The sequence below is a fragment of the Brevibacillus sp. MER 51 genome (assembly GCF_023714195.1).
Taxonomy (GTDB): domain Bacteria; phylum Bacillota; class Bacilli; order Brevibacillales; family Brevibacillaceae; genus Brevibacillus.
The window spans coordinates 59,264-85,136 of the sequence record NZ_JAMAUS010000006.1 but is presented as its reverse complement, the minus strand read 5'-3'; the positions used below and the strand labels follow the sequence as shown (position 1 = coordinate 85,136).

General features: G+C 46.3%; 27 protein-coding genes. 3 read left to right on the top strand and 24 right to left on the bottom strand.

What is annotated here, in order from left to right; translation table 11 throughout:
• Nucleotides 1–212: 212 nt before the first annotated feature.
• The 23 genes from M3630_RS14500 to eutL form a co-directional block, all read right to left on the bottom strand.
• Nucleotides 213–1,466, bottom strand: a complete 1,254-nt coding sequence (locus M3630_RS14500) for a hypothetical protein (RefSeq protein ID WP_251252547.1) — start codon at nucleotides 1,464–1,466, stop codon at nucleotides 213–215.
• Nucleotides 1,467–1,554: 88 nt separating this feature from the next.
• Complete coding sequence (locus M3630_RS14495) at nucleotides 1,555–2,307, bottom strand: C39 family peptidase (protein WP_251252546.1); 753 nt, start codon at nucleotides 2,305–2,307, stop codon at nucleotides 1,555–1,557.
• Nucleotides 2,308–2,803: 496 nt separating this feature from the next.
• Entirely contained in the window at nucleotides 2,804–3,115 is a 312-nt protein-coding gene (locus tag M3630_RS31175; protein WP_251252545.1) for a Spo0E family sporulation regulatory protein-aspartic acid phosphatase, read from the bottom strand.
• 247 nt (nucleotides 3,116–3,362) lie between these two features.
• Nucleotides 3,363–4,715, bottom strand: a complete 1,353-nt coding sequence (locus tag M3630_RS14485; protein WP_251252701.1) for a helix-turn-helix domain-containing protein — start codon at nucleotides 4,713–4,715, stop codon at nucleotides 3,363–3,365.
• Between the two features lie 98 nt (nucleotides 4,716–4,813).
• Nucleotides 4,814–6,169 (bottom strand): helix-turn-helix domain-containing protein, encoded by a 1,356-nt coding sequence (locus tag M3630_RS14480; RefSeq protein WP_251252544.1) that lies wholly within the window; start codon nucleotides 6,167–6,169, stop codon nucleotides 4,814–4,816.
• A 180-nt stretch (nucleotides 6,170–6,349) separates the two neighbouring features.
• Complete coding sequence (locus tag M3630_RS14475) at nucleotides 6,350–6,640, bottom strand: aspartyl-phosphate phosphatase Spo0E family protein (protein WP_173610340.1); 291 nt, start codon at nucleotides 6,638–6,640, stop codon at nucleotides 6,350–6,352.
• 156 nt (nucleotides 6,641–6,796) lie between these two features.
• Nucleotides 6,797–6,922, bottom strand: a complete 126-nt coding sequence (locus M3630_RS30940) for a hypothetical protein (RefSeq protein ID WP_255675221.1) — start codon at nucleotides 6,920–6,922, stop codon at nucleotides 6,797–6,799.
• 158 nt (nucleotides 6,923–7,080) lie between these two features.
• Nucleotides 7,081–8,454: a helix-turn-helix domain-containing protein gene (locus tag M3630_RS14470; RefSeq protein WP_142497484.1), complete on the bottom strand. Its 1,374-nt coding sequence runs from the start codon at nucleotides 8,452–8,454 to the stop codon at nucleotides 7,081–7,083.
• 384 nt (nucleotides 8,455–8,838) lie between these two features.
• On the bottom strand, nucleotides 8,839–9,780 hold the full coding sequence (gene mdh, locus M3630_RS14465) for a malate dehydrogenase (RefSeq protein WP_251252543.1): 942 nt from the start codon (nucleotides 9,778–9,780) through the stop codon (nucleotides 8,839–8,841).
• A 20-nt stretch (nucleotides 9,781–9,800) separates the two neighbouring features.
• Nucleotides 9,801–10,742, bottom strand: coding sequence for an ethanolamine ammonia-lyase subunit EutC (gene eutC, locus M3630_RS14460; protein WP_251252542.1), 942 nt, complete (start codon nucleotides 10,740–10,742; stop codon nucleotides 9,801–9,803).
• Between the two features lie 20 nt (nucleotides 10,743–10,762).
• Nucleotides 10,763–12,124 (bottom strand): ethanolamine ammonia-lyase subunit EutB, encoded by a 1,362-nt coding sequence (locus M3630_RS14455; RefSeq protein ID WP_173610338.1) that lies wholly within the window; start codon nucleotides 12,122–12,124, stop codon nucleotides 10,763–10,765.
• 20 nt (nucleotides 12,125–12,144) lie between these two features.
• Complete coding sequence (locus M3630_RS14450; RefSeq protein WP_251252541.1) at nucleotides 12,145–13,605, bottom strand: ethanolamine ammonia-lyase reactivating factor EutA; 1,461 nt, start codon at nucleotides 13,603–13,605, stop codon at nucleotides 12,145–12,147.
• Between the two features lie 142 nt (nucleotides 13,606–13,747).
• The gene (locus M3630_RS14445; protein WP_441299782.1) at nucleotides 13,748–14,344 is read right to left on the bottom strand and encodes an ANTAR domain-containing response regulator; all 597 of its coding nucleotides are present in this window, start codon (nucleotides 14,342–14,344) and stop codon (nucleotides 13,748–13,750) included.
• Nucleotides 14,310–15,770 carry a sensor histidine kinase gene (locus tag M3630_RS14440; RefSeq protein WP_221867301.1) on the bottom strand — a complete coding sequence of 487 codons (1,461 nt, stop codon included), beginning with the start codon at nucleotides 15,768–15,770 and terminating at the stop codon, nucleotides 14,310–14,312. Before M3630_RS14440 ends, M3630_RS14445 begins: the two co-directional genes overlap by 35 nt.
• Before the next feature lie 92 nt (nucleotides 15,771–15,862).
• Nucleotides 15,863–16,306, bottom strand: a complete 444-nt coding sequence (locus M3630_RS14435; RefSeq protein WP_088909881.1) for a EutP/PduV family microcompartment system protein — start codon at nucleotides 16,304–16,306, stop codon at nucleotides 15,863–15,865.
• Complete coding sequence (gene eutS / locus M3630_RS14430) at nucleotides 16,303–16,644, bottom strand: ethanolamine utilization microcompartment protein EutS (RefSeq protein WP_007720097.1); 342 nt, start codon at nucleotides 16,642–16,644, stop codon at nucleotides 16,303–16,305. The genes M3630_RS14435 and eutS overlap by 4 nt, the downstream gene beginning before the upstream one ends.
• A 2-nt stretch (nucleotides 16,645–16,646) precedes the next feature.
• The gene (locus M3630_RS14425) at nucleotides 16,647–16,934 is read right to left on the bottom strand and encodes a EutN/CcmL family microcompartment protein (protein ID WP_007720099.1); all 288 of its coding nucleotides are present in this window, start codon (nucleotides 16,932–16,934) and stop codon (nucleotides 16,647–16,649) included.
• A gap of 4 nt (nucleotides 16,935–16,938) precedes the next feature.
• Nucleotides 16,939–17,766, bottom strand: a complete 828-nt coding sequence (locus M3630_RS14420) for a hypothetical protein (protein ID WP_047069986.1) — start codon at nucleotides 17,764–17,766, stop codon at nucleotides 16,939–16,941.
• A gap of 15 nt (nucleotides 17,767–17,781) precedes the next feature.
• Nucleotides 17,782–18,558 (bottom strand): phosphate propanoyltransferase, encoded by a 777-nt coding sequence (gene pduL, locus M3630_RS14415; protein WP_173610333.1) that lies wholly within the window; start codon nucleotides 18,556–18,558, stop codon nucleotides 17,782–17,784.
• A gap of 9 nt (nucleotides 18,559–18,567) precedes the next feature.
• A complete protein-coding gene (eutM, locus tag M3630_RS14410) occupies nucleotides 18,568–18,855 on the bottom strand; it encodes an ethanolamine utilization microcompartment protein EutM (protein ID WP_047069988.1) in 288 nt (95 codons plus the stop codon).
• Between the two features lie 49 nt (nucleotides 18,856–18,904).
• Nucleotides 18,905–20,398, bottom strand: coding sequence for an acetaldehyde dehydrogenase (acetylating) (locus M3630_RS14405; RefSeq protein WP_048035225.1), 1,494 nt, complete (start codon nucleotides 20,396–20,398; stop codon nucleotides 18,905–18,907).
• Nucleotides 20,398–20,883: a BMC domain-containing protein gene (locus M3630_RS14400; protein ID WP_173610332.1), complete on the bottom strand. Its 486-nt coding sequence runs from the start codon at nucleotides 20,881–20,883 to the stop codon at nucleotides 20,398–20,400. The genes M3630_RS14405 and M3630_RS14400 overlap by 1 nt, the downstream gene beginning before the upstream one ends.
• 35 nt (nucleotides 20,884–20,918) lie before the next feature.
• Nucleotides 20,919–21,569 carry an ethanolamine utilization microcompartment protein EutL gene (gene eutL / locus M3630_RS14395; protein WP_251252540.1) on the bottom strand — a complete coding sequence of 217 codons (651 nt, stop codon included), beginning with the start codon at nucleotides 21,567–21,569 and terminating at the stop codon, nucleotides 20,919–20,921.
• A 332-nt stretch (nucleotides 21,570–21,901) separates the two neighbouring features.
• Between eutL and M3630_RS14390 the strand changes: the two genes are divergently transcribed.
• From M3630_RS14390 to M3630_RS14380, 3 genes are all read left to right on the top strand, one after another.
• Nucleotides 21,902–22,471 carry a type 1 periplasmic-binding domain-containing protein gene (locus M3630_RS14390; protein WP_251252539.1) on the top strand — a complete coding sequence of 190 codons (570 nt, stop codon included), beginning with the start codon at nucleotides 21,902–21,904 and terminating at the stop codon, nucleotides 22,469–22,471.
• A gap of 208 nt (nucleotides 22,472–22,679) precedes the next feature.
• Nucleotides 22,680–23,357 carry a response regulator transcription factor gene (locus M3630_RS14385; protein ID WP_251252538.1) on the top strand — a complete coding sequence of 226 codons (678 nt, stop codon included), beginning with the start codon at nucleotides 22,680–22,682 and terminating at the stop codon, nucleotides 23,355–23,357.
• A complete protein-coding gene (locus M3630_RS14380) occupies nucleotides 23,347–24,903 on the top strand; it encodes a sensor histidine kinase (protein WP_251252537.1) in 1,557 nt (518 codons plus the stop codon). Before M3630_RS14385 ends, M3630_RS14380 begins: the two co-directional genes overlap by 11 nt.
• Before the next feature lie 46 nt (nucleotides 24,904–24,949).
• Here the strand turns inward: M3630_RS14380 and M3630_RS14375 are convergent, their stop codons facing one another.
• Nucleotides 24,950–25,846, bottom strand: coding sequence for a LysR family transcriptional regulator (locus M3630_RS14375; RefSeq protein WP_251252536.1), 897 nt, complete (start codon nucleotides 25,844–25,846; stop codon nucleotides 24,950–24,952).
• Nucleotides 25,847–25,873: the final 27 nt, after the last annotated feature.

Below are 25,873 nucleotides of genomic sequence, written 5' to 3'. Positions count from 1 at the left end.
TGTGAAAAGGGGTAGAGACATCATTCTGCACTTATCTTAACTACAATGTGACAATCACTGTTAAATAAATGGTTGTGACATTGTTTACATGTATTCAAAGAATTTATTTATATCGTGAACACATTAAAAATAAAAATTATGGGTATTTTGAATGATTAGAGAGGTTTAATGCAACGCTAGTGAAGGATCATACCAAAATACAACTGTTTTATTCACTTTGATAAATCAATTACATGAAATTTGGCACGACCTGTACTTTCACTTGGCTCCCACTGACCAAAAAATAAGTAATTCTCTGAATTAAAAATCTTTGATGTGCTAGCAAAGTCTTTACTAAATTTCTGGCGTTTGCCCGTATTCAAATCAACAATATAAATCTGATTAATCCCATAACGATAGAACAAATAATGATCTACAATGTAAGGCGTGTCATTCGTTAATTTTTCACTTTCAGCAAAATATTGGTATTTTATCTTTCCGTCATGCATGCTTGCGACTGTGACTTTGCCTTCTTCTGTCCATACAAACCAGTTTTTGTTTATTACATAGTCAATAATTTCCTTACCGTCAAGTAAATAAATTGACGATGACATATCATACGGATAGAATTTAATCTGGTATGTTTTTTTAGATTCGTTAGCTGACGTTTTCGTGTAAACCGACTCGTGAATTAGCATTCCGTTGTCACTCGGACGTTGAATAGCAAAAAAATGTCCATACCGTCCCTTCGTTTCATCCAATTTTGCCTCTGCTATAATTTTAGTTTCTTTTATAACAGGGTCATATAACATAGCCCTGCTCCACATGATTTGATTCTTTAATTCATACTCTATCCACGTTAAATACTTGTCTGTATTCGTCAATATAGGAACTGATGTACCATCATCGCTAATGCCTTTTTTAACAAGATACGTTTTTTTATTTTTAAGATCATAGGACATTATCTTCCATGGTCTGTCTCTTTTGGTTTGTTTTTCATATTCAACCCAAAATAAAGTATCATTTATTCCAACTAAGGTATTAATTATAGTATTTTTAGGGGAAAGATAGATTTTCTTATATTTTTTTGTTGTTCGATCAAATAATCCGATAGACGCTTGATTACTTCCACTTGGATTCATATCAAATATTATATAATCTTCATTTACGAACTGAGGTGCAATTAGATCATGACGAAAATCTGGATGCTCTAATTGATATTCCTGAATAAAAAAAGGGACTTTAAAAGAGCTATTCGCGTCGCTTTCCGAGACTTTGTTTACTGTGGGGAGTTCAGAGGTATCTATGTATGTATCTTTAGCTTGCAATGATGGAGCGGCTTTTTCTTGAATTAAAGGAGTAGTGTTTTGATTTAATTGAGGAATATTTGTTTTATTAGTTGATGAAATTTCTGTGGAAGAAGGCTCGCATCCTGAGCTAATTGTAAATGCTAGGATAGTCGCTAATACTGGCAGATACACTCTCATATTAATCCCTCCGAAGCTATTGAATACTAAGACAGAGTCCTTAAAGCAGTAACACTCATACTCTAAGGACTCTAATATCATACCTTCATTAATAAATGATCGCTTCACGGAAATGGGCTTGATTTGCTTTCCAAACACCATCGGCTGGATGCCATGTATTACCTAATGTAATACCACGATTCCCTTGGTCAAAAGGATCTGTCAATCGAATCTCATGATCCTCCCAGTCATAACCAGATGTATTCAGAATGTGACCCTCAACTGATTCTCTATATTTTGGCATGTACTTAGAAGTAATTTTCAAATCCAAAATAGTTGGATAATTATTGTCAATTCCCCATTCAATTTTGCTCAGCCATTTATCTTTTTCATCTGAATTGAATGTTTTATAAACATAATTATTGTCGTTCTGATTATCGTTTAACACATTATCAACCATAGAAAAATCTGTACCATTATCGTCATGAGTCTTAAGTTCAGATGCATAATCATCTTGACTATTAGAATTACCGTTAATGTGATCTAGCACTTGCTTGACTGTTGCTGGCCCACAGTAATAGTAAGTTTCTTGCTCGAACTCTGGAACACTTATTGTGTTTCGAGTTCCTCCGACACCAAGAACGCGAATACCTTTATTTTTTTTATATTTCTCGTCAATGTACTCGCTAACCAGTTTCTCTTTTTCTTCCATCCACTTCAAATCTTCTTCTGTCTTGATATCCTCAGTAAAGTTTGGATTATCTCCTGTACCTTCTGCCATAATTGTCTGAGGCATCGCTAGGACACAAACTAGTGCGCTTGTTGTCAAGAGAGCTTGTACTTTGCCCAATTTTAAACTCACTTCGAAACATCTCCTTCCAATTACTGTTAATACATACCGTATATTACCTTTCAAAAAACGTTAAGTCAAATTATTTTCTACCTTTTTTGAAATTAGTATATTTTCTGATTAATCCATCGTGTGGAGCGTAAAAGTCTGAACTTACCACGTTCCACCTGATTGTTTTGTTGCCAAGTACAGTCGCCTTTCAGATGTAACCGTCAAGTAAAAATGGACACTTTCTGCTGGTTAAGAGTGAACAGTTTTCTGGAAATTACTACTGTTTGTATGACACTTGACATAGAGCCTCTACGAGCGCGCGCGAGTGCATTAAACATTCTGATTAACGCAATTAGCGTTTGGAATACAGTGTATCTTGACAAAGTGACAGATATACAGCGGAGTATTTAATAATGGGCATTACCCGTTGTGAAAGCTCCTCCTTTCGGTTTACCCCCTCAAAATTTGAGTATTCTCCCTTCGAAACGTGTGGAATTCCTCCTGTAACAAAAACACTTTATATCCTATTTTTTTGCATCATTTTTGATTGAATTACCTGAATGTACCGATCCAATTGCTGACTTAATTCCACGACTTCATCATCCAAGAAATCATTCTTCTCTAAATACAATTGCACCAGTTGTTCTCGCAATTGTTCCACAATGTTTTTCAAATGATCAATATCGTGATAGGTTACTCCTTCTCGATCTAGAGGAAGCGTGATACATTTACTTATAGGAGTTTTAACTTCTCCTCCTGCGGGCGTTCCTTTTACCTGTCGAAGGGGTGGAACGCCCTTTTTAAATGCAATTGCTGCTATAAGTCTCACCCTACTTCCTTTACTACCGGATTATACACTTGGTTTTAGTAGCACCTGTGGCTCCTCTTTTAAAGATGTTCTTAGATTGCTATTGCTTCATAGAGCATTCTCCTCCCCTTATTTTGATAGTTATTACATAATTAACCATAAATTGATATGCAGGTTTTTACCAACTGCAAAAAATGGAATAAAAAAAACATCCTGGCAGAGGATGTTTCATCAATCTACGATTTATTCACAATGACTTAACAGGATGCTAGCCACCTAACTCGTTTTGGTTCCCTATTCGCTTATTCAAATTTCCTAACCATCCAAACAGGGTTATGTATGTAAGAGCCTCGTCATGTCGATTTAACAAATCCGCTAGAGAAAGACAATATATCGTTTCTTCAATTCCTCTCTCTATCCGCCCTTTACCGAACTCATAAATAGCCATCTGATATCGAAACCGAAGATGTCGATCCAATCCAATTGCTTCTGTAAATTGATCGAAACTAGTAATTCGGGAGGCAAAGCGCTCTAAAATCTCATCCACGCAAAAATGGTAGGTGTTAGCGGATTTCATAATGGCATTTAAACCAGCAAGAACTTCATTGGTGGGAAGACTATCGAGATAGTCTGCATACTCTTCAATGATGCTAGTATTGCCAGACAAAACCTCCAAAGTGTAGGAGTTCGCCTTTGCCCATACTTTGAATCTTTCTACCTCTTTACGTCCGGCTTCATCTAGTAATTCAAACCATCCTAAATCAGCGTAAACCTGCACATACTGCTTAGCCTCTTCATACAGTCCTTGCATTTCCAGTGTTGCACCTTTATATAAATGTCCCATTCCGTAATAATAGACAAGTGGGCGCTCTGGTTTCAGGGTTTCCCCTTTTTTGTTTCTCTTCAACCTGTCCAATTCATGCATGTGAACAGTTTCCGCAAGAAGCCGTAACTCGTCACCGTACTCCCCTGATTTGTTCCACTTTTGCAAAGCATAGCAAACCCGCGCTAATTGGAATAAAGCATCGAGTTGGTAGTTTTCAGGAAGCCGATTGCGATATGGAGAAAACCGAATCACACTCTCCCAATTTTCTTCTGAATTTGTCCCAAGTACAGCACGAAATAACCGATACTGACTCATCACAAAGTGGTCAGAAAAGCTATCTTTCTCATTCTCAATTACATACTCATAAAAGGGTACCGATTCTTTCAGTTGCCCTTTCTCATATAGCTGCTCTGCAAGGGCAAATAGAATCAAGATGTTTTTTGGATTCTCCATCATTTGGGGGACAGTAGCTTCTATGCAATCCTTTCTCCCAACCTCCACGCATCGAATCAAGTATGGTATTAATCGGGGGCGCGATATTCTCCCCTCTGATATACATTCTTCCGGGTATAATTCATACAACCAACCCGGATCGTGACCAAACACCTTGGCTAGCGTGTCTAACTGACTAATGGTGATGGCACGTGGAGGATTTCCATTTAGAATCTCGCTCAAGCTTCCGGGGTTAATGCCAGTTAATTCACCCAGCTTGCTTAATGTGTAGCCATGCTTTTTCCGATTTTGTTCGATTTCTGACCGCAGCGACCGATACAATGTCCCTTGCGCCCCCCATATAGCATAATTCCCTTGTTTTTTATTTTATGAATTTTAAAGGAACTAGCAGTTTCTAATATCCAAATAGAAAAATATCCTCTAATTCGGATATTTTTAGCCTAACATATATCACCCTGCCTACTTTGTTGCTTATCCACTAACGACTTTGATACCCACACCCATAATTTGAACAAACTGCTATAATTGTTATAGTTTTTAGTAATATCCGATAAAGAGAGACACTGAAACGTTTCATTAAGCCCCTCTGCATACTTCTCTTTTTCTAGTAAGTATTTCGCCATTTCATTCCGAAACTGGATATGTTCACTCATGCCGATAGCGTCTATGCGTCCTATGAAACTATCTATATTTTCTGCAAACTTATCAAATATTGAATCGATGGAAAAACCATGTTCATTGGCCGCTTTCACAATTGTTACTAAACCGGAAAGTATTTCTTTTGGATGATCATCCAGGAATTGAATATACTCAGGGATGACGTCACCATCCCCCATCAGGATATTCAATGTGTACAAATTGGCTGTTGCCCATGTTCGAAATTTCTGCACCTCGATTTGTCCAACTTCATCCAAGAGTTCAAACCAGCTTAAATCAGCATATCCTTCAACATATCGCTTCGCTTCTACATACAACTCCTGTTTTTCTAATGCTATACTTTTAATGAGAAATGATTGTCCATAGTACACAACCAGATGACGTTCTGTTGGTAACATTTCACTCGGTATGTTGTTTTTTCGCCTCCGCAACTCATCCTCATAGACAATTGTAGACAATTCTCTTAATTCATCTGCATAATGCTCCATTTGCCTCCACTTATGCAACGTATAACAAACATTGGCCAATTGCAGAAGAGCATCCAACTGGATATTTTCCGGTAAGCGCCTTCGATACGGATCAAATCGAATAACTGCTTTCAAATTTTCTTCAAAATTCGTTCCTTGTACGACTATTCGAAAGAGCCTGTACTGACTCATCACAAAGTGGTCAGAAAAGCTATCTTTCTCATTCTCAATGACATATTCATAAAAGGACACCGATTCTTTCCGTTGCCCTTTCTCATATAGCTGTTCTGCAAGTGCAAACAAAATTGAGATATTTTTCGGATTCTCCAGCAATATGGGAACGGCAGCCTCTATGCAATCCTTTCTCCCAACCTCCACGCATCGAGTCAAATAAGGAATTAATCGTGGGCGCGATATTCTCTGCTCCGATAAACATTCTTCTGTATACAATTCATATAACCAACCCTGCTCACGTCCAAATACCTCAGCGAACGCATCTAATTGCCCTATGGTCATAGCCCTCGGGGGATTTCCATTTAATATCTCACTCAAGATACCGGGGTTAATGCCCGTTAATTCACCCAGTTTGCTTAATGTATAACCGTGCTTTCTCCGACATTGTTCAATTTCTGACCGCAGTGACTGATACAATGTCCCTTGCAGCCCTACCATAAAGGTTCATCCCTTCGTTTTTACTTTATTTTACATTTTTTCGAAATACACTACTTTACCTTCCTAGCATTTCGTCATCTAGTTCATAACATTTTGACCTAGGAGTCAGCAGATACCCGGACAATGGGGTAACGGAAGGGTTTTTGGGGCCTTGAGGTGTGAGAAGAAGTAACCTTATCCTTACTTTTCCGTTTTCAATCTGTTTTGTGCAATGACAATATATTTATCCAATTGTTGGCTTACAGCCAAAACTTTATCATGTGAAAGACCATACCTTCCTGCCAATTCCATCATTTCCTGTCGTAGCTGTTCAATTCTATTATCCAACTCTAAGTGGCAACCGATTTCCTTTACCATGCCCCGGATCGTACACTTACTTTTAGGGGCTGATGCTGCTCCTCTTTTGGGGGAGTTTCCACTGTGAAAAGAAACATCCCTATCTAAAATATTTGCGATAGCAGTAATGTCCAACGCCCCCTCTCTTTTACATTTTATTACATATATTTACTATACAGGGATGTGCAGAAATTCACCGATTAAGAAAAATTGAATAGAAAAAACATCCCATCGGAGGGATGTTTTGGGGGGAGAACACTCTATTTAACAACCAGAATCCCAGTAAAATTCCTAAGCATCAGTTCCATGCTGATTTGCCTTGGCTGTATACATGTTGGAATGGCTTGAATCAAAATCAATCGGGATACCTGCGAGAAGTCCAAACGTAATAAAAAATGCGAGAATAAGTCCCTTCATCTTTTTAATCCCCCTCTTTCTACTTTATAACATTTTACATGCAACAATCTGGGTAATGCTAAATCCTAAGCATCAGCGCTATTCTCTAACATAACTATAACTGTTGCAGTGCATCTTTGAGAATGTAATACTAGGTACCCCTATGTAGCTTTGGATAATCAGATCGCTCTTTTACCCGTTACAATTGTTCGATACTGTTCCACTTGTGTTGTGGATGCATACTGCCGATATTCTTCAAATAATGCTACGCATTTAAGAGTATCGTCATATCGATTCATCAAATCTGCTAGGGAAAGGCAACGTAAAGTTTCTTCGATTCCTCTTTCTATCCGTCCTTTATCAAACTCATAAATGGATGTCTGATATCGAAACTGGAGATGTCTGTCCAATCCAATAGCCTCTTTAAATTGACCGAAACTAGCAATATGCGAAGAAAAACGTTCTAATATCTCATCCACACAAAATTGGTACGTATTAGCTGATTTCATAATAGAAATTAAACCAGCAAGTATTTCATTCGTAGGAAGACTTTCAAGATAGTCTGCATACTCCTCAATAATGCTTGTATTGCCAGCTAGTACCTCTAATGTGTATAAGTTTGCCTTTGCCCAAACACGGAACTTTTCTACCTCTTGGTGCCCGACTTCATCCAGTAATTCAAACCATCCCAAATCAGCGTAACCTTGTACATATGTTTTTGCCTGTGCATACAGGCCTTGCATTTCCAATGCCGCGCCCTTGAATAGGTGTCCTATTGCATAATAAAAGACCAAGTGCCTGTCTGTCTCAGGTAACTCACTCTTTTTGTTTCTTTTCAACCTATCCAACTCATGTATGTAAATCGTTTCTGCAAGAAACCGCAACTCATCTGCATACTGCTCTGATTTCTTCCATTTCTGTAAAGCGAAACAAACCCGCGCTAATTGAAATAAAGCATCCAACTGATAGTTCTCAGGAAGCCTATTCCGATAGGGAGCAAACCGAATAACTGCCTCCCCATTTTCTTCAGAATTGGTCCCGAGTGCAGCCCGAAACAATCGATATTGACTCATTACGAATTGGTCAGAATGTCCATCCTTCTCGCTATCAACGACAGCCTGATAAAAAGGTACGGACTCTTTTTGTTTCCCACTTTCATATAGCTGTTCCGCCACTAAAAAGAGAGTCGAAATATTTTTAGGGTTGTCCAACAATTTAGGAACAACCTCTTCGATGCAATCTTTCCGCCCAACCTCCGCGCATCGAACTAAATAAGGTATCAACCGAGGACGCGATATTCGCCCCTCTGTTATGCATTCTTCCGTATACAATTCGTACAACCAACCTGGCTCGCGACCAAACACCGCCGCTAGCGCATCTAATTGACCAATGGTCATAGCCCGCGGTGGATTTCCGTTCAAGATTTCGCTTAAACTCCCATGGTTGATTCCCGTTAATTCACCTAATTTACTCAAGGTATAGCCGCACTCTCTACGGTGTCTTTCAATTTCTGACCGCAGCGACCAGTGCATCGTCCCTTGCAGCCCCCCCATAAAGAATCAACCCCTACTTTTTTCCTTAATTTTACAACAAAATATATTTTTTTGATAGATTTTTCTTTACAATCCTTAACATTTCTGTAATCTAGTTCGTCACTCTTCGCACAATTCCTCCAATGTCTTACAGGTGTTTGCACTTCGTGACAATTACACTCAATTGAATCAGTTGAATCAGCTTTCATGCGAATACAGCCTCGTAGGAAGAAGCGGATTTCCAGTCCGCGCTCCCTCGGAGCGAACAGTACCCGCCCTCAGCAGGGCGTAGGCCGAAGCGTAGACTGGAAATCCGCTTCTTCCTCACCACTACAGCTACTATAGCCACATTGTAAAAAAAGCTCCGCCAAGATATCTGGCGAAGCTTTCATTTTCATACTGTGCTTATTGCATAGCTACTTTCATAACCGCACGAACGGAATCTGCGGATTTATCCAAGGCTGCTTTCTCAGCAGCAGTCAGATCCAGCTCGATGACTTGCTCGATACCGTTTCCACCCAAGAGGGTTGGTACGCCCAGGTATATATCGTTGTAGCCATACTCGCCTTGGAGCAAAGCGATGGATGGCAGGATGCGCTTCTGGTCTTTCAAGATCGCTTCTGCCATTTCTACCAGAGCGGCCGCAGGTGCATAGTAAGCGGAACCGTTGCCCAAGAGAGCTACGATTTCGCCGCCGCCTTTGCGTGTACGCTCGACGATAGCGTCCAGACGATCTTGTGGGATTAATTTTTCGAGTGGGATGCCGCCAGCGTAGGAGTAACGCAGGAGTGGTACCATGTCGTCACCGTGACCGCCCAATACGAAGCCTGTTACGTCATTCACCGATACATTCAGTTCCATCGCTACGAACGTACGGAAGCGAGCTGTATCCAGTACGCCGGATTGACCGATTACGCGGTGTTTCGGGAAGCCGGACGTTTTGTAGAATGTATAGGTCATCGCATCTACCGGGTTGGACAGGATGAGTACGATGGAGTTTGGTGCATATGTTTTCACTTGCTCAGCAACCGAGCGCATGATGGCTGCATTCGTTGCTACCAAGTCGTCGCGGGACATACCTGGCTTGCGTGCAATCCCTGCTGTGATGATTACGATATCGGAGCCTTCGATGTCTTTGTAGTCAGAAGTACCTGTAATGCTAGCATCGAAGCCGAGAACTGGAGAAGCTTCCATCATGTCGAGTGCTTTCCCCTTCGTTGGGTTTTCCAATTGAGGGATATCGACCAATACGATGTCAGCCAGCTCTTTTTGCGCCATGATGAACGCAGTTGTCGCTCCCGTAAAACCACTACCGATTACGGCTACTTTTTTTCTGCGGAATGTCATGCTGGATCCTCCTCGTCATGTTACAAGACTAGTTTTACACCACTTGCTTTTTGCTCCAGCATTTTGGAGAGGATTGTCCCGATGTGGGCCCCCGCCTCAACCGGAGATGTACCTTGACGATGAATATTCGAGATCACTGTACGCTCTGATTCTACCATACCTTTGCGTGGACGGTAGCACATGTACGCACTCATGGAATGTGCCGTAACCAATCCTGGACGTTCTCCGATCAAGAGCACCAATACTTCTGGCTCCAAAATCTCGCCGACGTGATCCATACTGGCTACGCGTCCGCCCTTGATAAAAAACGGAGTGCCGCAGGTCAGTCCGTAGCTTTTCAGAGAGTCCATCAGAGATGGAAGCACGTCTTTCAGGTTCGCATCCACCGCAGCGGCACTCAAGCCGTCTGAAACGACGATTTGTACCTGTGGCTTCTTTTGTCCGCGCTCTTGCAGCAAGCGTACGCCTTCCTCGGTGAGGACACGCCCCATATCCGGACGCTTCAAATAGTTTTCGGTGTTGTCATACTGTGTTTCCACTGTGAACAGGGAGAACTGGTCGAGCACCGCTTGACTGACTTCACCGTATACAGCATCTACAGCCGCAGCATGGTCGCGACGCAATTCGAGCATGGTTTTGGTCAAAGGTCTCACACCTGTACGCCAAACCCCGATGCGCGCTGGCGTGCTGGACAGCAATTCATCCAAGCCTTCCTTGTACTTCGGATTCGGTACATGTGTGGTTCTCTCTGGTTCTGTCGATGGAGCAGGCTGCTCATTCACTACAGAAGCCGGTGTCGGTGCGGCTGTCGCATTTGCTACTGGCTCTGCCTTTGGCTCCGATCTCAGTTGGATCAAGCCTGTCTCTGCTTTTGGTGACGGAGCTTGTTCTGTTGCCTCACCCAGCTTCTTTTGCAGCTCGGCTACTACTTTATCTACCAAGAAATCTAATTGTTGTTCCATCCGTCTTTCACCTCCTGATCTTACATGAAGATTGTCGGATCGCCTGCTTTTGCAGTCAGCCTACCGTTTTCCATGATGCCCATTTTCTCCAGCCATTTTTCAAAATCAGGAGCAGGTCGAAGTCCCATCACTTCACGGAATGCCGCAATATCATGGAAGCTCGTCGATTGATAGTTGAGCATGACATCGTCTGCCATCGCTACGCCGATTACGAAGTTAACCCCTGCCGACGAGAGCAAAATGCCGAGATTGTCCATGTCGTTTTGATCGACCTTCATGTGGTTCGTGTAGCATACGTCACAGCCCATCGGCAAACCGTGCATTTTGCCCATATAGTGGTCTTCCAGTCCAGCACGGATCACTTGACGGCTGTCGTACAAATACTCAGGTCCAATGAAGCCAACTACTGTGTTCACGATAAACGGATTGTACTTGCGAGCAAGTCCGTAGCAACGCGCTTCCATTGTTACCTGGTCCATGCCGTGATGCGCCTCGGCAGACAGCTCTGAGCCTTGGCCTGTCTCGAAATACCAGAAGTTCGGCCCGTAGGAGGTGCCTTCTTTGCGCATCAGCTCATCTGCTTCATCCAACAGTGCTACATCAATACCAAATGCCTTGTTTCCTTTTTCACTGCCCGCCAAACTTTGGAAGATCAAGTCTGCTGGTGCCCCATTACGGATGGCACGCATTTGTGTGGATACGTGAGCCAATACGCAGTTTTGCGTCGGGATATCAAACTTGGCCATCACGTCTTTGGTCATGTTCAAAATATCCTTGACGCTGTCCGCTGTATCGATAACCGGGTTGATCCCGATAACCGCATCGCCGATTCCGTAGCTCAGTCCTTCGTACAGAGACGCTTTGATGCCTTGTACGTTATCAGATGGATGGTTCGGCTGTACACGAGAAGCCAGTACGCCCTTCTGACCGATTGCTGTGTTGGCATGCGTCACAACTTTGATCTTGGACGCAGCCGTAATCAAGTCGAGATTGCTCATGAGCTTGGCAGTCGCTGCGATCATCTCACTGGACAAGCCGCGGCTGATTCGCTTGAGTTCATTGTCGCCTGCTTGATGGCTCAAAATGTACTCGCGCAGCTCAGCTACACTCCAGTTTTTGATTTCATTGTAAATCTTTTCGTTGATGCCTTCTTCGATCACACGTGATACTTCGTCTTCTTCTGCCGGAACCATCGGATTGTTGCGGATATCCGCCAATGTCAGGTCAGCCAAAACTTGCTTGGCAGCTACACGTTCCCGGGAATCAGCAGCGGCGATACCAGCCAGCTGGTCGCCTGATTTATCTTCATTAGCTTTCGCGAAAACTTCTTTCAAATCGCGAAATTGATAGGTCTGTCCAAGCACAGTCGTTTTCGTGTTCATCACGTCCACCCCTTCTTACGTTACGGCCTCTCATCAAATGCAAGTGTTTTGACGACGACGGGAATGATCGTTCCCGAGATCGGCTCACCGAGATCGATGTAATCGCCGTATTCCACACGCACCTGATCGATGCAAATGATTTCCGGTGCCCCTTTGCAACGCAGCGCCAAGGCCTGCCCGAGCGCTTTCGCCATATCTGTTTCACAGATCACAACCATGGTTTGACTCTCGGGGAAAGTCGCCCGGTATTGCTCCGACAGCTCCTGGGACAGCGTCTGCAGCAGAGCGTACGAGCAGTACCCGATGCCGGAGATCGCGAGTGCGAAAGGAATCCCTGTCGTTTTTTCAAACAGACGCTCACCCAATTGGTAGATCGCAGCCACTTCCTGTCGCAGTCGTGTGGCATCTGCCAATTGTTCCTCGGTAAGCTCCAGCTTGAGAATCGGAATATTTTTAATCGGTAGCAGATCCGGCTTGATATGCACGGTTGAACCACTAATCTCCGTACTCTGCATCCCCGCGCCAATTACCGTTGCCCGTACCGTTTGATCCGGGTCTAGCCACTGTACCGGATACGTTCCTTTTTCGCGCTCCTGCTGGAGGACATAACCGAGCAGTGGGCCGAAATCGCCGTATCGGCTCGCATCCGAAATATTTTGGACGGGAGGTCCGCTCATAAGCAGACCCACACCGCCTGAGACAGTCAATTCGTCAACAGGGATGGAATCGCGCAAATGCGGTCCCACTACAAGCAAGCCTGACACTTGGCGCTCTTTCCCCGTCAAATAATCGAGCATACTGCGTCCCAGCTGTTCGGCAACCTCTGTGAGCTGCGCGAATCCGATTTCCTGTCCGACTTGAATACGCAGTCCTTTTGCCGTCAGCCATTGTTGAATGTTCGGCGACACGTATTGAACGACACCTTGCGGACTGAGACGGATCAGTCTTCCTCCGACGTGGAACGTTACCGTCGCAATCGCCCGGCCACGTTGGAAGTAGGCTGCATTCGCTGTTCCTCCGCCAATATCGACATTGACGATCACACCTTGCATGGCTTGCGAGCGTTTTTCTGCGCCAGCGCCCTTGCCCGCCAGCACGCCTTCGAGGTCAGCACCTGCTGTCGCTACCACGAAATCCCCGGAGCGTTCTGCCAGCAGATGAACGATATGCTGTGCGTTCTTTTTGCTGGCTGTTTCTCCGGTAATGATGACCGCCCCGGACTTGATTTGAGACAAGCTGATTTGTGCCTTGTCGTACTCGGCTGCAAGAATCGCTCCGATTCCGTCAGCATCGATTTCATCAAATCCGATGAGCGGTGTGGAATGCACTTCACTCGCATACAGCAATTGTCGCTCCACGATCTGATAACGCGGCAGCGAAAACGTGCTGGACATGCGACCCAATCGCAATCGGCTTACGATCATTTTGGTCGTGCTTGTTCCCACATCGATCCCGACGCTTTGGATCCATTGTTCGTCCATATGAACCTCCTTGAACCATTGGCGTGTCAGACGGGCCCTACGAAAAAACGCTTGAACAGCCGGTTCCTTGCTCCCGGTCTGATTCAAGCGCCTTTGCTCTCTTCGTATCTACTTGTCACTGCTTTTTATGATAACGTCAGTTCTAGCTTTGCGAAAAAATGGCCTGCTCGCCCGACAAGATTTCCTCTGCCAGCTTCACAAGCGGCATGCGCCGTTGCATGCTTACTTGCTGCATCCATTTGTAAGCCGCATCCTCTTCCAAGGATAGGGCACTCATCAGCTTTCCTTTTGCCTTTTCCACTGCCTTGCGATCCTCGATCTTTTGCTTCAGATCATTTATATCCTTCTTCAGGGAAACGACTTTTTCCTTTTGACTAAGCGCGATTTCTACTGCGGGAATCAAGTCATCCTCCGACACCGGCTTCACCAAGTAAGCCGTCACACCCGCTTTTCTGGCATCCTGGACGAGTTCCTTTTGGCTATAAGCCGTCAAAAGGAGAATGGAACTGTCTGAAAAGGAACGAATGATACTGCTTGCCTTGATACCATTCAAGACAGGCATTTTCACATCCATGATGATCAGATCGGGCTTGTGACGATGGGCCTGTTCGACTGCCTCTTCTCCGTTTTTCGCTTCGGCAACCACTAAATACCCTTCATTTTCGAGCATCTCGCGCAAATCCATGCGAATAATCGGCTCGTCATCAACCACCATAATCTTCGGCTGTGTCATCTTCATCCTCCTTTTGGATCGGATAGAGTATGGTAACCTCTGTTCCGTTCCCAGTGTTGCGGAAATGCATCGTGCCTTCGAGGTCTTCCCTGACCAGTGTATCGACAATTTTCAGGCCGAGATGGCCCTTTTTGTGGATTTGCTCCATGTCCTCGATGCCTACTCCGTCATCTGTCACAGACAAACTAACGAAGTCTTCCTTGGCAACCAGTGCAATAGAGATTTTCCCTTCTTGCTGCTCGTGAAAACCATGAATCATGCAATTTTGAATCAGCTCGGTGACGATCAAGGCAAACGATGTTGCTTTGTTGGACGGCAGATACACCGATTCGCCCGTCACCACGACGTGTATAGCTTGCTCAGAACGTCTCATCGAAGAGACGATTATTTTCGATATTTTGGTTAAAATCTCTTTGAAGTCAATCTGCTCCAGACCATCCTGTGCCAAGTACTCGTGAATAATGGCGATGCTGTTGATGCGATTGATGCTTTCCCGGTATACTTTTTCAATCTCGTTGGACTGTGAACGCCGCATTTGCAGGCGCAACAGGCTAGAGATGGTTTGCAAATTGTTTTTGACCCGATGGTGAATCTCTTTGATCACCGCGGATTTGATCATTAATTGCTTTTCTTTTTCCCGAATGTCCGATATGTCTCGCAGGAGAATGAATCCCCCGATGATGTCTTGCTTGCGTACGGACGAAACCGCTTTCATCATGATAAAATGTTTGCCTTTTGACAGCTCCTCCTGAATATAACCCCCGTTGCGTACAAAATTCTCCGGGGTAACTCTCCAGGAAAAAATACGTTCGATGCTCTCTCCCTTTTCCGGCCTCTCAAAGCCAATCAAGGAGAGCAGCTTGTGGGCACGGCCATTGGCATACGTGATAATCCCACTCTGATCAAACAAAATCATGCCCTCGTGCAACAGCGACGAAATGGGCAGATCAGGCACAGCGAACTGGATGAGCGTCTCACTTAACTGCTCCGTTGTTTCCTTGAGCATTTCGACGTTCTTTTCCTGTTCTACCTGTTTGGATATATCTTGTTCAGTTATCAAGGTCCCGATTGTTTTTCCAGCCGCATTCGTAATGGGTACGACACTTTGCCGCATCACGACCTGCTCCTGTGAAACCCCACGTGAACCGATGACGGGCTTGCCTGTAGTCAGGCAATACATAACGGCCGGCTCATTAATCGCCGTCGCCAAATGCCCTACGACCGATCCACTGTACATGGAGCGTGCCGTACTCGGTGCAGCTTGTGCGACTACCATCGCCGCGCTCCGATCTACCGTCGGACAATCGATAAACATGTCCGCTTGAGACAGATCAGCAAAAATCTGAAGCTTGGAAGCCAGATCCTCCACAATCCGAATGTCGTCATCACTCAACGTCGTGGACGCTTTGCACACTTCTCGTATTGATTGCATGTGAACCTCTTTTCACCTGCTAGGAGTTGATATGACCTCATTTTCTCACAGACACGCTACGGCGGAAAGGGGTGTAATACTGGTTAATCACGCTACTCGTTTACAATTTCTTGCAAATACGCTCGCAATTCTGGCACTCCCTCACTCGTGAGCGAGGAGGTCCGGAAAATTTTCGCATTGCCGAGCGATTGACGCAGGAATTGTTCTGCCCTCTCCACGTTGGCATCAGGATGATCCATTTTGGTAATGACCCCGATGCATGATTGCGGAAACCCTTGCGAAAAGCCAGGAGGGAAATAATTGCGCTCCCGCGTAGCATCCTGCACCATCACAATGACCTTCGCCTCAAGAGAGGTAGCCATAAGCGTGCGGTAAAACATCGGGTTTTCGCTGTACTCACCCGGAGTGTCAATTGCCCAGTCCCGATATTCGAGCGCTTGGGTCTTCCTGGCAGGCTGTTCGTCATTGAACAGCGCCCGCACCAGAGAAGACTTTCCTGCTTCAATTGCACCGATAATCATTACACGGCCGGTCATGATTTCGTCACCAACGCCGGTGTAAACCGCAGTTTTTCGCTCAGCACCTGATTGACCGCTTCGACTGCCATCTCAACAGCGGATACATCTCCTACGACAATCAGTGAACCTGTAAAACGATCGAGAAACCCAAGCTCGACGCCAGCAGCCTTTGTCGCAATATCCGCGGCAATAATGGCTGTTTCGGTAGGCGTCAAAGTCAAGATGCCGATCGCACCGGCCTCATTGATACCTAGCTTGGTATAGAGCATTGGGTCAGGGTTTGCGATTACATGAGCCAACGTGACCTGTTTCCCTGGTACGAATTCCTGGATGACTCGTGAACGTTCCTGTTCCATTCCTATTCCTCTCTTCCTGCGGCACCCGGCACCTCAAACGAATCCACGATGCCTACGATGATCGCATCGATCGGCACACTGGTGCCGGAGAAAAGGATTCGGGCAGGCGTCCCACGAGAGACGATAACCTGCTCCCCGATTCCCGCACCGATCCTGTCCGCTGCGATTACGGTTTGTCCGCCTTCTTCGCCACGCCAATCAATCGGCTGAACCACCATGAGCTTGAGATTTTCCATACCTGCTTCTTTTTGCGTGGCCCAGACGCTGCCGATCACTTTTCCCAAAAACATGCGATCACCCTTTTCCTAAATAGCTGACCGTAATGCCGCGTTCTCTCATGCTGTCATAAGCAAGCGGAGAAACAATTGCACCTTTTTTCACGATCAAAGTCGTATCGCGAAGCTCAGGCTGAGATCTGATCCAATCCGCTGTCAACAGCTTCCCGGAAAAGACAGCTTCTTGCTCATCCAAAGGAGTCAATGTCGGTTGCTCTGTCTTGCTAGTAGTCTCCACTTTTTGCAGTTGAGACTTCAGCTTGGAAACCACGCGATCAGCCAGACGGCGTTGCTCTGCAAACTCTACACCCAGCTCTTTCATGCTCTCAACGTGACGGTTGAACAGCTTTTCATAAGCAGGTGTCAGTGTCAATGTTTGCAGGGTACGACGGTCTGCGCGCTTGATCCCTGGCACATCGGAACCAGCGATGACGAATTTGCCCGTCACCAACGCGGAAAAGACGATTTCCGCTTTAATTGTTCCTTTTAGACCGGAAGCAATTCTCGCTGCATTATCCAAATCGATTTCTGGAATCACGATACCGACATAATCTTTCGGCACTTCCAACGGAGCAGGAGCGTACTCATCTGCTGTAAGGATTTTACCTGCTCCCCCACATTCAATCTTATGCATTCCCAACCAGGAAGAGGTTTCTCCGTCCAGGAAGAGAATGTCATGGCAGATCCCGTGGTTTTTCAGTTGGATAAAATGATCTTGAAACGCCTCATGAGCCTGGCTGTCGCAAAAAACGTACAGGACACGAGGCGCTGTGCTGCTTTGTTTTTCTGTATTCATCGATTGCAAAATTTCTTTCGTAATCGACGCCACCATTTCTCTGATGTCCATCAAGCTCAACCTCCGTTAGCCGGAGTAAAATTGCCCGTTCTTGCCGATCACTTTTACCCGGTCGCCCGTTTTCAAATTAGCGGCATTTCCTTCATCCGTATCAACGTGGAAATCAAGCGCAAACTGCGGATGTACACGAACGACTACATCTGGATAGATGATAGGACGATCACTTTGCGTCGCCAGAATCAGCGTATCGCCATCCTTCACTTGATATTGCTCGGCATCTGCTGGAGACATATGAACATGGCTCTTCGCTACGATTACGCCTTTGTCCATCACAACAGTCCCTTTTGCCGTTACAAGCACCATACCTGGTGTACCTTCAATATCTCCAGACATACGCACAGGGGCATGAACACCCACTGCGAAGCCATCTGTTCTGGAAATTTCCACTTGTGTCGCTCCACGAGCTGGTCCCAAGATGCGAACCCCGTGAATGCTGCCTTTTGGTCCTACGATGGTGACTGTTTCCTGGCAAGCAAACTGGCCTGGCTGCGACAAATCACGCATTGGCGTCAATTGATGGCCTGCTCCGAAAAGCTTTTCCACATCTTCTTGCGACAAGTGAACGTGACGATTCGATACGCCCAAAGGAATTTCACGCACTGCCTCGGCAGCTTGATTGGTGGAAGGCTGCTGGTTCTGATCAACTTGTTTCACTTGAATCCCTCTTCCTTTCAAGAAATCTGCCGCTGCTGGTGTTATTTTATCCCCTTTCTCAACGAGAAAGGGGTTTGGGATACCTGACTTATGCATTGCTCTCAAGGATGCTTCTGTAATGACTGCCATAGGGATTTATTACCCTTCGAGTTTAGGCAGGATCAGTTCAATGTCTCCATGAGGGCGTGGGATTACGTGTACAGATACGAGCTCTCCTACTTTTTCAGCAGCAGCGGCACCTGCGTCTGTGGAAGCTTTTACTGCACCTACGTCACCACGTACCATAACAGTTACGAGACCGCCACCTACGTGTACTTTACCAATCAGTTTTACGTTTGCTGCTTTTACCATTGCGTCAGCAGCTTCAACTGCTCCGATCAAACCTTTTGTTTCTACCATTCCCAATGCGGACATTTCTCCAGCCATTTTTGTATCCTCCTTAATTATATCTCCAAGATTTTAGTGTTTTACGACATTAAGACGTCATTTCTGTTAACACGGATTTGATAATGTTCTTGATCTCATCACGGCTCAAGCCAACGTTCATGGAAGAGACAGCCTGTAGAACAGCTTCTTCCGCTTGTGTCGCAGGAGCTTGTGGTGCTGGCGTTGATTGTGGCATTTCTTTGATGCCAAATGCAACACGCTTGATGTTGAACATGTGCTTCGCACCGATGTTATCGGAAGTGATGTTGCCCCCTAAAGAACCGCATCCAAGTGTAAACGCTGGTTGTACGCCAGTCGTTGCACCAATTCCCCCGAAAGTCGTACCGGTATTTACCGGAATTCTGGATGCTGGCATTGCTTGACCATACGCTGCGATGACATTGTCATCCTGGGCGTGAATACCCGCTGTATGTCCAAGACCACCATGCTCCAGCAATTCGCGGCAACGGGCAAACGCTTCGCTGTCGCCTTGAACAGTGTAGAGGGCAAGGACCGGAGCCAGCTTTTCAACGGACATCGGATATGCTTTACCTACATTGTTCTCCTCCGCAACCAGGACACGCGTATCAGCAGGGATGGTAATACCTGCCATTTGGGCGATCACATGCGGAGAGCGGCCAACGATCTTGGCGTTCAGCGAACCGTTAATCGTAACGATAGCAGCTACCTTTTCCTTTTCTTGCTCGTTCAGGAAGTAGGCGCCTTCACGCTTCAGGGCAGCAATCAATTGGTGTTTGGTGGATTCCTCCACTACCAATGCTTGCTCAGAAGCGCAGATTGTACCATAGTCAAACGTTTTGCTCTGCACGATGCGCTTGGCAGCAGCAGCAAAGTCAGCACTGTGGTGGATGTAGACCGGAACGTTACCAGGTCCCACACCGTAAGCAGGCTTGCCGGAGCTGTATGCCGCGCGTACCATCGGCGTTCCGCCAGTCGCGAGAATCAAATTGGTCAGCTTGTGCTTCATCAATTCGTTTGTCGCTGGAAGCGTAGGCTTGGTAACGCAATGGATCAAGCCTTCTGGTGCTCCAGCCGCTACTGCCGCCTGTGCCATCAGTCGCGCTGCTTCCAGCGTGCACTTGGCTGCAGACGGATGCGGGCTGAAGACAATCGCATTTCTCGCCTTGAGGGAGACCATCGATTTATAGATAACCGTGGACGTCGGATTGGTGGAAGGCACGATACCAGCTACGATACCGAATGGCTGCGCCACTTCCCATACCTTGTTCTCTTCGTCCTTACGGATGATGCCAACCGTTTTTACATCTTTCACAGATGCGTACACATCTTGAGCAGCAAACAGGTTTTTCATCCGTTTGTCCGGGATGTTACCAAAGCCTGTTTCTTCTACAGCCATAGCTGCGAGTCGATCTGCATGCTCCACGCCCGCTTTGGACATGGCTTCGATGATTCTGTCGACTTGTTCTTGGCTGTAAGTAGCGAACTTGGCCTGTGCTTCCTTCGCTTGTGCGAGGTAGGTACGCACTTCCTGTATGGAATACAGATCAGCGTCGAGTGTCATTAGGCTTTGTCACCTCCGCCTTGTTTCTCTTCCAACAGACGAATGAGATCTTCTTTTTTCGCCATGTTGATTTCGTTCGTTGTCAGCGGGAAATCCGCATACGAACGCGCCATTTTGCGCAGATCATTGATAGACTGATCTTGCAATTTGGTCGCTGGCACTTGGGCCGGCTCTGCCTTAACCTCTTCTTTTGCTTCCGGTTTCAGCAGGTTTTTAAGCATTTTGGGTACATTTTCGTCAGGACGTGGAATAACGTGTGAGTGCAGCAATGTTCCGACACGTCTCGCAGCTTCAGCACCAGCATCTACTGCTGACTGTACGGAGGAGACATCTCCGATTACATACACGGTAACGATCCCTGCGTCCGCGCCCTCATAAGAGACGACTTTGACGTCAGCCGCTTTGGCAGCAGCGTCTGCGGCAGCGATGAGAGCAGGCAAGCCCAATGTCTCGATCATGCCGAGTGAATATGTCGTAGCGCGCATTTACATTACCTCCCCTTCAAGAGGGAAAATCCCTATTATCGTTTGACAGGCTGTTGGGCGACACTTCTTACGGCATTGGCAAAAGCATCGGCGGCTGCCGTACATGCCGACTGGCTGCCAGTGAGTAGCGCTCCCCCAAAGTTCGTTTCTGTTGGTGGACCAAAAAATTGAACCATTTCTACATCTGCAGCCTTGAGGGCGGCATCAATACCATACATGGCCTCCAGCGGTGGTGCGATCAAGTAGGCAAGCGGTTCACCTTCTCTGATTCCCGCCAGTTGGGACAAATAGCTGCCCGTCCGCGACACAACATGGGCGTAATACGCATGCGTCCCTTCAGCATTCAAAGAGTAAAAGCATGCTCCGCTTTCCATAAATGCAACGGCTGCATCCAGTCCGCTCTGCACCTCCGATGGCGTCGCGCCTCCGATCATCCCGATGAACTCGCCGGACAACGGTCCAGACGCATGGCCTGAGCCTGCATAAAACGACTTGGCATACACAACTTCTACCGCTGCCTTTTTGGTCGCTTCATCAATGGCCGTATACCCCACATCGTCAATCGTGGAGGTCAAAAGCCCCAGACTTCGGATATGAGAAGGCAGGTTCAGCTTCTCCGCAAATTGAGGATCGACATTGGGAATCAGTCGGATCGCAAGCGGCGTCGCTCGAATTGGTTTTTCCATGCGTGTCACTCCTTTCAAGACAACATCCCTGATCAAAAGCAAAAAAAGGTGCCTAAACACGAAAAAATAAGATCCGTGTTCAAGGGCACCTTTGCCTTTTGATTATTCACTTGTGGGTAGAAGATAACACGCGATTTACGTGCTCTTTTACCTGTCTCTAATGTAGAACAAGGCAGGGAAAAATGCAAGCGTTTTCGGCATTCCGTCACTTTTCCATATTCCGGTCATATTACGGACACACGCCCCAGTTAAATTTGTGTTGTAGCCGAGACGGGCAAGCCCGCAAACAAGGCTCACTACAGTCTAAAGACCCCCCAAGGAGGATTTTCACAATGAAAAAGAAAATGGCAATGACAGTTATGGCTTTGGCAGTATCCGCAATGGCAGGTTCCGCGTTTGCGGCAAGTGAACCCGCGAAAACGTCTGGTTCTTCTGCTCCACTGAAAATGGTGAACACAGATGGTACAAATGCTCTTTTCAAACCGATTATTAGCCTGGAGGAATTGGCGAAAGAAAAAGGGATCACTGTGGAAGAGTTGATCAAGCAGCTTGAAAAAGAAGGAAAACTGACGAAAGGAGTAGCTATTAACACGAAAGACGGCGATCTGACAACTAGCTTCTCCTTCATGAAATTCGATGCCATCAGCGATAACAGTAAGACAATCGACCTGGATGAAATGGCGAAAGAAAAAGGCATCTCCGTAGAAGAGTTGGTCAAGCAGCTTGAAAAAGAAGGCCAGATCGCCACTGGTGAAGCAGCTTCCTTTATTCACCCTTCAATCAGCTTGGAGCAAAAGGCAAAAGAAATGGGCATCTCCGTGGAAGAGTTGATCAAACAGCTCGAAAAAGAAGGCAAGATCACAAAAAGTACAACAGTCTCAGTACCTGCCATCAAAAAATAAGCGTAGCCTTTCAAGCACACACAAAAACCTCTAGCAGGAAACTGCCAGAGGTTTAATTATGCCCTTCGCCATTCAACGGACACATAACTCCATTATGCTAAACAACGGAAACGAGAACATTTTTTCACAAATGATGTCAGTCAAAATGATTTCTATCATTGCTATGATAAGTACAAATTGACTTGAGATAGATAGGAGGTGTTTCTTCGTGAAACGAATTCTACTCATCGAGGATGAAATGCCGATTGCCCGACTTGTCCAGGTCTACCTGGAACGGGCGGGCTATGAGGTAAAATGGAATGAGGGTGATCACGAGGCAATTCCGACTTTTCTCTCCTGGAAACCAGATCTTGTCCTGCTTGACCTGATGCTGCCCGATCATGACGGCTTGAATATACTCGATCAGATTCGCCAATACGGCAGCTGCCCTGTCATTATCATCACGGCGCGCGGTACCGTGCCAGACAAGCTCAAAGGCCTGGCACAAGGGGCAGATGATTACATCGCCAAGCCATTTGATCCAGAAGAAGTGCTCGCCCGTGTACAAGCTGTGCTCCGCCGTTCCTCTTATATCGCCGAAGCAGATACGATCAGACTCGGGACACTTTCCATAGATGTTACGGCCCAAAATGCCTTAATCGGGAAAGCCCCCCTTTCCTTAATGCCAAGGGATTGGCAACTACTTGTTTTCCTGGCGCGACATCCGAACCAATGCTTCAGCCGAGATCAGTTGCTGGATCAGGTGTGGGGAATGGATTTTGAAGGGGGCGATCGCTCTGTGGATACCGCAGTGAAGCGCTTGCGCAAAAGCTTACTGGCGTGGCCGACTTCTGAAGGGGAAATCAGCACAATCAGAGGAATGGGGTATAGCCTGCGTGTTTACTAATCGATCTACTTCTACCCGAACTGCTGTACCGCTCTTGCGTTACTGGACGTGGCGCTATGCCCTGATTTTATCGGTCATTCTTTTTGGCATTGGCTTTTTTGGCATCTATTGGATTAACAAAGCAGCTACAGAACAACAGTTTCAAGTATTGGAAGCAAGAACAGAGTTGCTCGCTGATTCGTATACCAAGGTGTTGCTTGCCAAGGACACCTCGACTTCTTCTGTAAAGATAGAGGATTTGGCACAAACAACCGTTGGTATCTCCAATCAGGCTGTCACTGCTGTGACTGGCCCTGGGTCTCCGGCTATTCCTGGCACCGCAACACCTGCAGCCAATACTGCCACGATCGCATTTCGAGTCATGCCGACTGTCCCAATCGATCACGTGGTACAGATTTACGATGATGCGGGCAAGACGTTCAAGAAGGATATGCTGAATCAGACGACGACCGCTACCATTGCGCAGTTGCCTACTCCTGCCCAGCCTGTGGACAAAACAAAGGAAATACGGGAGGTCGTTGCCACAAAGGGTACTACCTGGCTGCGTGTAGGTGTCCCTTACTATGAACACAATGCAGTCGCAGGCACTTATTACGTCAGTACCCCGCTTAACAATGACTTGGTCCACACCTATATCACGATCATGGTTTCCATCGGGATCATCACCTTGTGCGGTTGGGCCATCGTCTATGTGCTGTCTCGCTCGTTAACACAACCCTTGCGGCAGTTGGCAATAGCGGCAGAGCAAATATCCAGCGGGAATTATACGCCTCCCTTGCCCAATTCCTCCAAAATCAAAGAAGCGGAAATCAGTCAGCTGGTTCATTCTTTTGACGAAATGGCGAAACGGCTCGGACAACTGGAGCGGATGCGCACCGACCTTTTGGCTGGTGTCTCCCATGAACTGCGTACCCCTGTCACCTCGATCCGCGGGATGATTCAAGCGGTCAAAGACGGCGTTGTAAAAGGTACAGATGCTGATGAATTCATGCAAATCAGCATGGACGAAGCCAAGCGACTCCAGACAATGGTCAATGACCTGCTCGATTTTTCGTCGATGGAAGCAGGCGAAGTATTCGTCGAGAAGCAATCCATTCATATCAACAGCACATTGGATCAGATAGTCGCACAGGTGCAAGCCTTACCGTCATTTGCAGACGTAACTGTGACAGTAAACCCGACTGGATCAGAAATCGTTTGGGTCGGCGATGAATCACATGTTAAACAAATTTTGCTCAATTTATTGGGGAACAGCGCTGCCGCAAATGCAACGAAAATCGAGATCAGCGTCCATAATCAAAGCGATTTTCTCTCCATCGACGTGACTGACAATGGAAAAGGGATTTCTGAGTCAGAGGTTCCATTCATTTTCGAGCGGTACTATCGCGGCGACAGCAAACGCAAAAAGAAACATGGATTGGGGCTGGGCCTGACGATCTCGCGACTATTGGCAAAAGCACACGGGGGAAATGTCGAATTGATTCGGACTTCTCCAGAAGGAACAACCTTTCGTCTGACACTGGCCCATCCAGATACATCCGCATGAAAATGAACAGAGGAAGCAGCACCGATGAATCGTGCCGCTTCCTCTTTTACGTATGGGCCCCCTCTGGCACATGGGTGCGAATAAGATCCATGAAGATGTCCAATGCTTTGGTATGAAACTCGTCGGATTTCGTGACGAGCCAAAAATCACGGGTAACAGGTGTCCCCGTCACCTTCAATGTACAGAGCGTGCCGAGCTTTCGTTCTTTACGGATGGCCCAATAAGACAGCAGGCTGATTCCCAAGCCAGCCTCCACTGACTCCTTGATCACCTGTGTACTGCCGAACTCCATTCGCTTGTGCGGTGTGAATTGCAGTTGGCGAAACATTTTTTCAGCCGCTTCCCTCGTGCCCGATCCTTCTTCCCGTACTATCCACGTTTCCTTCATCAGTTCGTCAATGCTGACCTCAGACTGCCCCGCCAATCGATGCTCCGGAGAAGCAATCAAATACATACGATCATCAGCAAACGGCTCCACGCACATTTTTTCGTCCACATACTCCCCCTCCACAATCCCGACATCGAGTTGTCGCTTCGCTACCAGCTCAGCAATGACTGTGGAATTGTGGATCGTAATCGTAGGGGTAATCATTGGGTAATACTGACGAAGACGCGCAATGACGTGAGGCAGTACATACTCTCCATATGTGTAGCTGGCGCCAATCGTCAAATGCCCGCTCGGTGTGTTCATCAAATCATCCACGAGACTCTGCATCCGCGTGTACAAGCCCAGGATCTCCCGAGCGTGATGATAGACAATCTCCCCCGCTTTATTTAAGCGAACATATTTGTTGCTTCGCTCCAGGAGCTTTGTCCCTATCGTGCGCTCGAGCGCATGAATATACTGACTAACAGCAGGCTGCGTCATGTGGAGCTCTTCTGCAGCTCGGGAAAAGTTCTGTCTGTCTGCAACGGTCACAAACACAAGCAAATGCTGATCCAACTGCCTTCACTCTCCTTTCCACCCTAA

What these genes read in the sequence shown, in the direction of transcription:
- M3630_RS14405 (WP_048035225.1), bottom strand. Translation starts at nt 20,398, where the DNA reads ATGACACTCGACGCTGATCTGTATTCCATACAGGAAGTGCGTACCTAC.
- M3630_RS14500 (WP_251252547.1), bottom strand. Translation starts at nt 1,466, where the DNA reads ATGAGAGTGTATCTGCCAGTATTAGCGACTATCCTAGCATTTACAATT.
- eutS (WP_007720097.1), bottom strand. Translation starts at nt 16,644, where the DNA reads ATGGAACAGGAACGTTCACGAGTCATCCAGGAATTCGTACCAGGGAAA.
- M3630_RS14400 (WP_173610332.1), bottom strand. Translation starts at nt 20,883, where the DNA reads ATGCGCGCTACGACATATTCACTCGGCATGATCGAGACATTGGGCTTG.
- M3630_RS14420 (WP_047069986.1), bottom strand. Translation starts at nt 17,766, where the DNA reads ATGGACATCAGAGAAATGGTGGCGTCGATTACGAAAGAAATTTTGCAA.
- eutC (WP_251252542.1), bottom strand. Translation starts at nt 10,742, where the DNA reads ATGGAACAACAATTAGATTTCTTGGTAGATAAAGTAGTAGCCGAGCTG.
- M3630_RS30940 (WP_255675221.1), bottom strand. Translation starts at nt 6,922, where the DNA reads ATGAAGGGACTTATTCTCGCATTTTTTATTACGTTTGGACTTCTCGCA.
- M3630_RS14470 (WP_142497484.1), bottom strand. Translation starts at nt 8,454, where the DNA reads ATGGGGGGGCTGCAAGGGACGATGCACTGGTCGCTGCGGTCAGAAATT.
- M3630_RS14480 (WP_251252544.1), bottom strand. Translation starts at nt 6,169, where the DNA reads ATGGTAGGGCTGCAAGGGACATTGTATCAGTCACTGCGGTCAGAAATT.
- mdh (WP_251252543.1), bottom strand. Translation starts at nt 9,780, where the DNA reads ATGACATTCCGCAGAAAAAAAGTAGCCGTAATCGGTAGTGGTTTTACG.
- eutM (WP_047069988.1), bottom strand. Translation starts at nt 18,855, where the DNA reads ATGGCTGGAGAAATGTCCGCATTGGGAATGGTAGAAACAAAAGGTTTG.
- M3630_RS14425 (WP_007720099.1), bottom strand. Translation starts at nt 16,934, where the DNA reads ATGTTTTTGGGAAAAGTGATCGGCAGCGTCTGGGCCACGCAAAAAGAA.
- M3630_RS14445 (WP_441299782.1), bottom strand. Translation starts at nt 14,344, where the DNA reads ATGAAGATGACACAGCCGAAGATTATGGTGGTTGATGACGAGCCGATT.
- M3630_RS14435 (WP_088909881.1), bottom strand. Translation starts at nt 16,306, where the DNA reads ATGACCGGCCGTGTAATGATTATCGGTGCAATTGAAGCAGGAAAGTCT.
- eutL (WP_251252540.1), bottom strand. Translation starts at nt 21,569, where the DNA reads ATGGAAAAACCAATTCGAGCGACGCCGCTTGCGATCCGACTGATTCCC.
- M3630_RS14450 (WP_251252541.1), bottom strand. Translation starts at nt 13,605, where the DNA reads ATGGACGAACAATGGATCCAAAGCGTCGGGATCGATGTGGGAACAAGC.
- M3630_RS14455 (WP_173610338.1), bottom strand. Translation starts at nt 12,124, where the DNA reads ATGAACACGAAAACGACTGTGCTTGGACAGACCTATCAATTTCGCGAT.
- pduL (WP_173610333.1), bottom strand. Translation starts at nt 18,558, where the DNA reads ATGGCAGTCATTACAGAAGCATCCTTGAGAGCAATGCATAAGTCAGGT.
- M3630_RS14440 (WP_221867301.1), bottom strand. Translation starts at nt 15,770, where the DNA reads ATGCAATCAATACGAGAAGTGTGCAAAGCGTCCACGACGTTGAGTGAT.
- M3630_RS14390 (WP_251252539.1), top strand. Translation starts at nt 21,902, where the DNA reads ATGAAAAAGAAAATGGCAATGACAGTTATGGCTTTGGCAGTATCCGCA.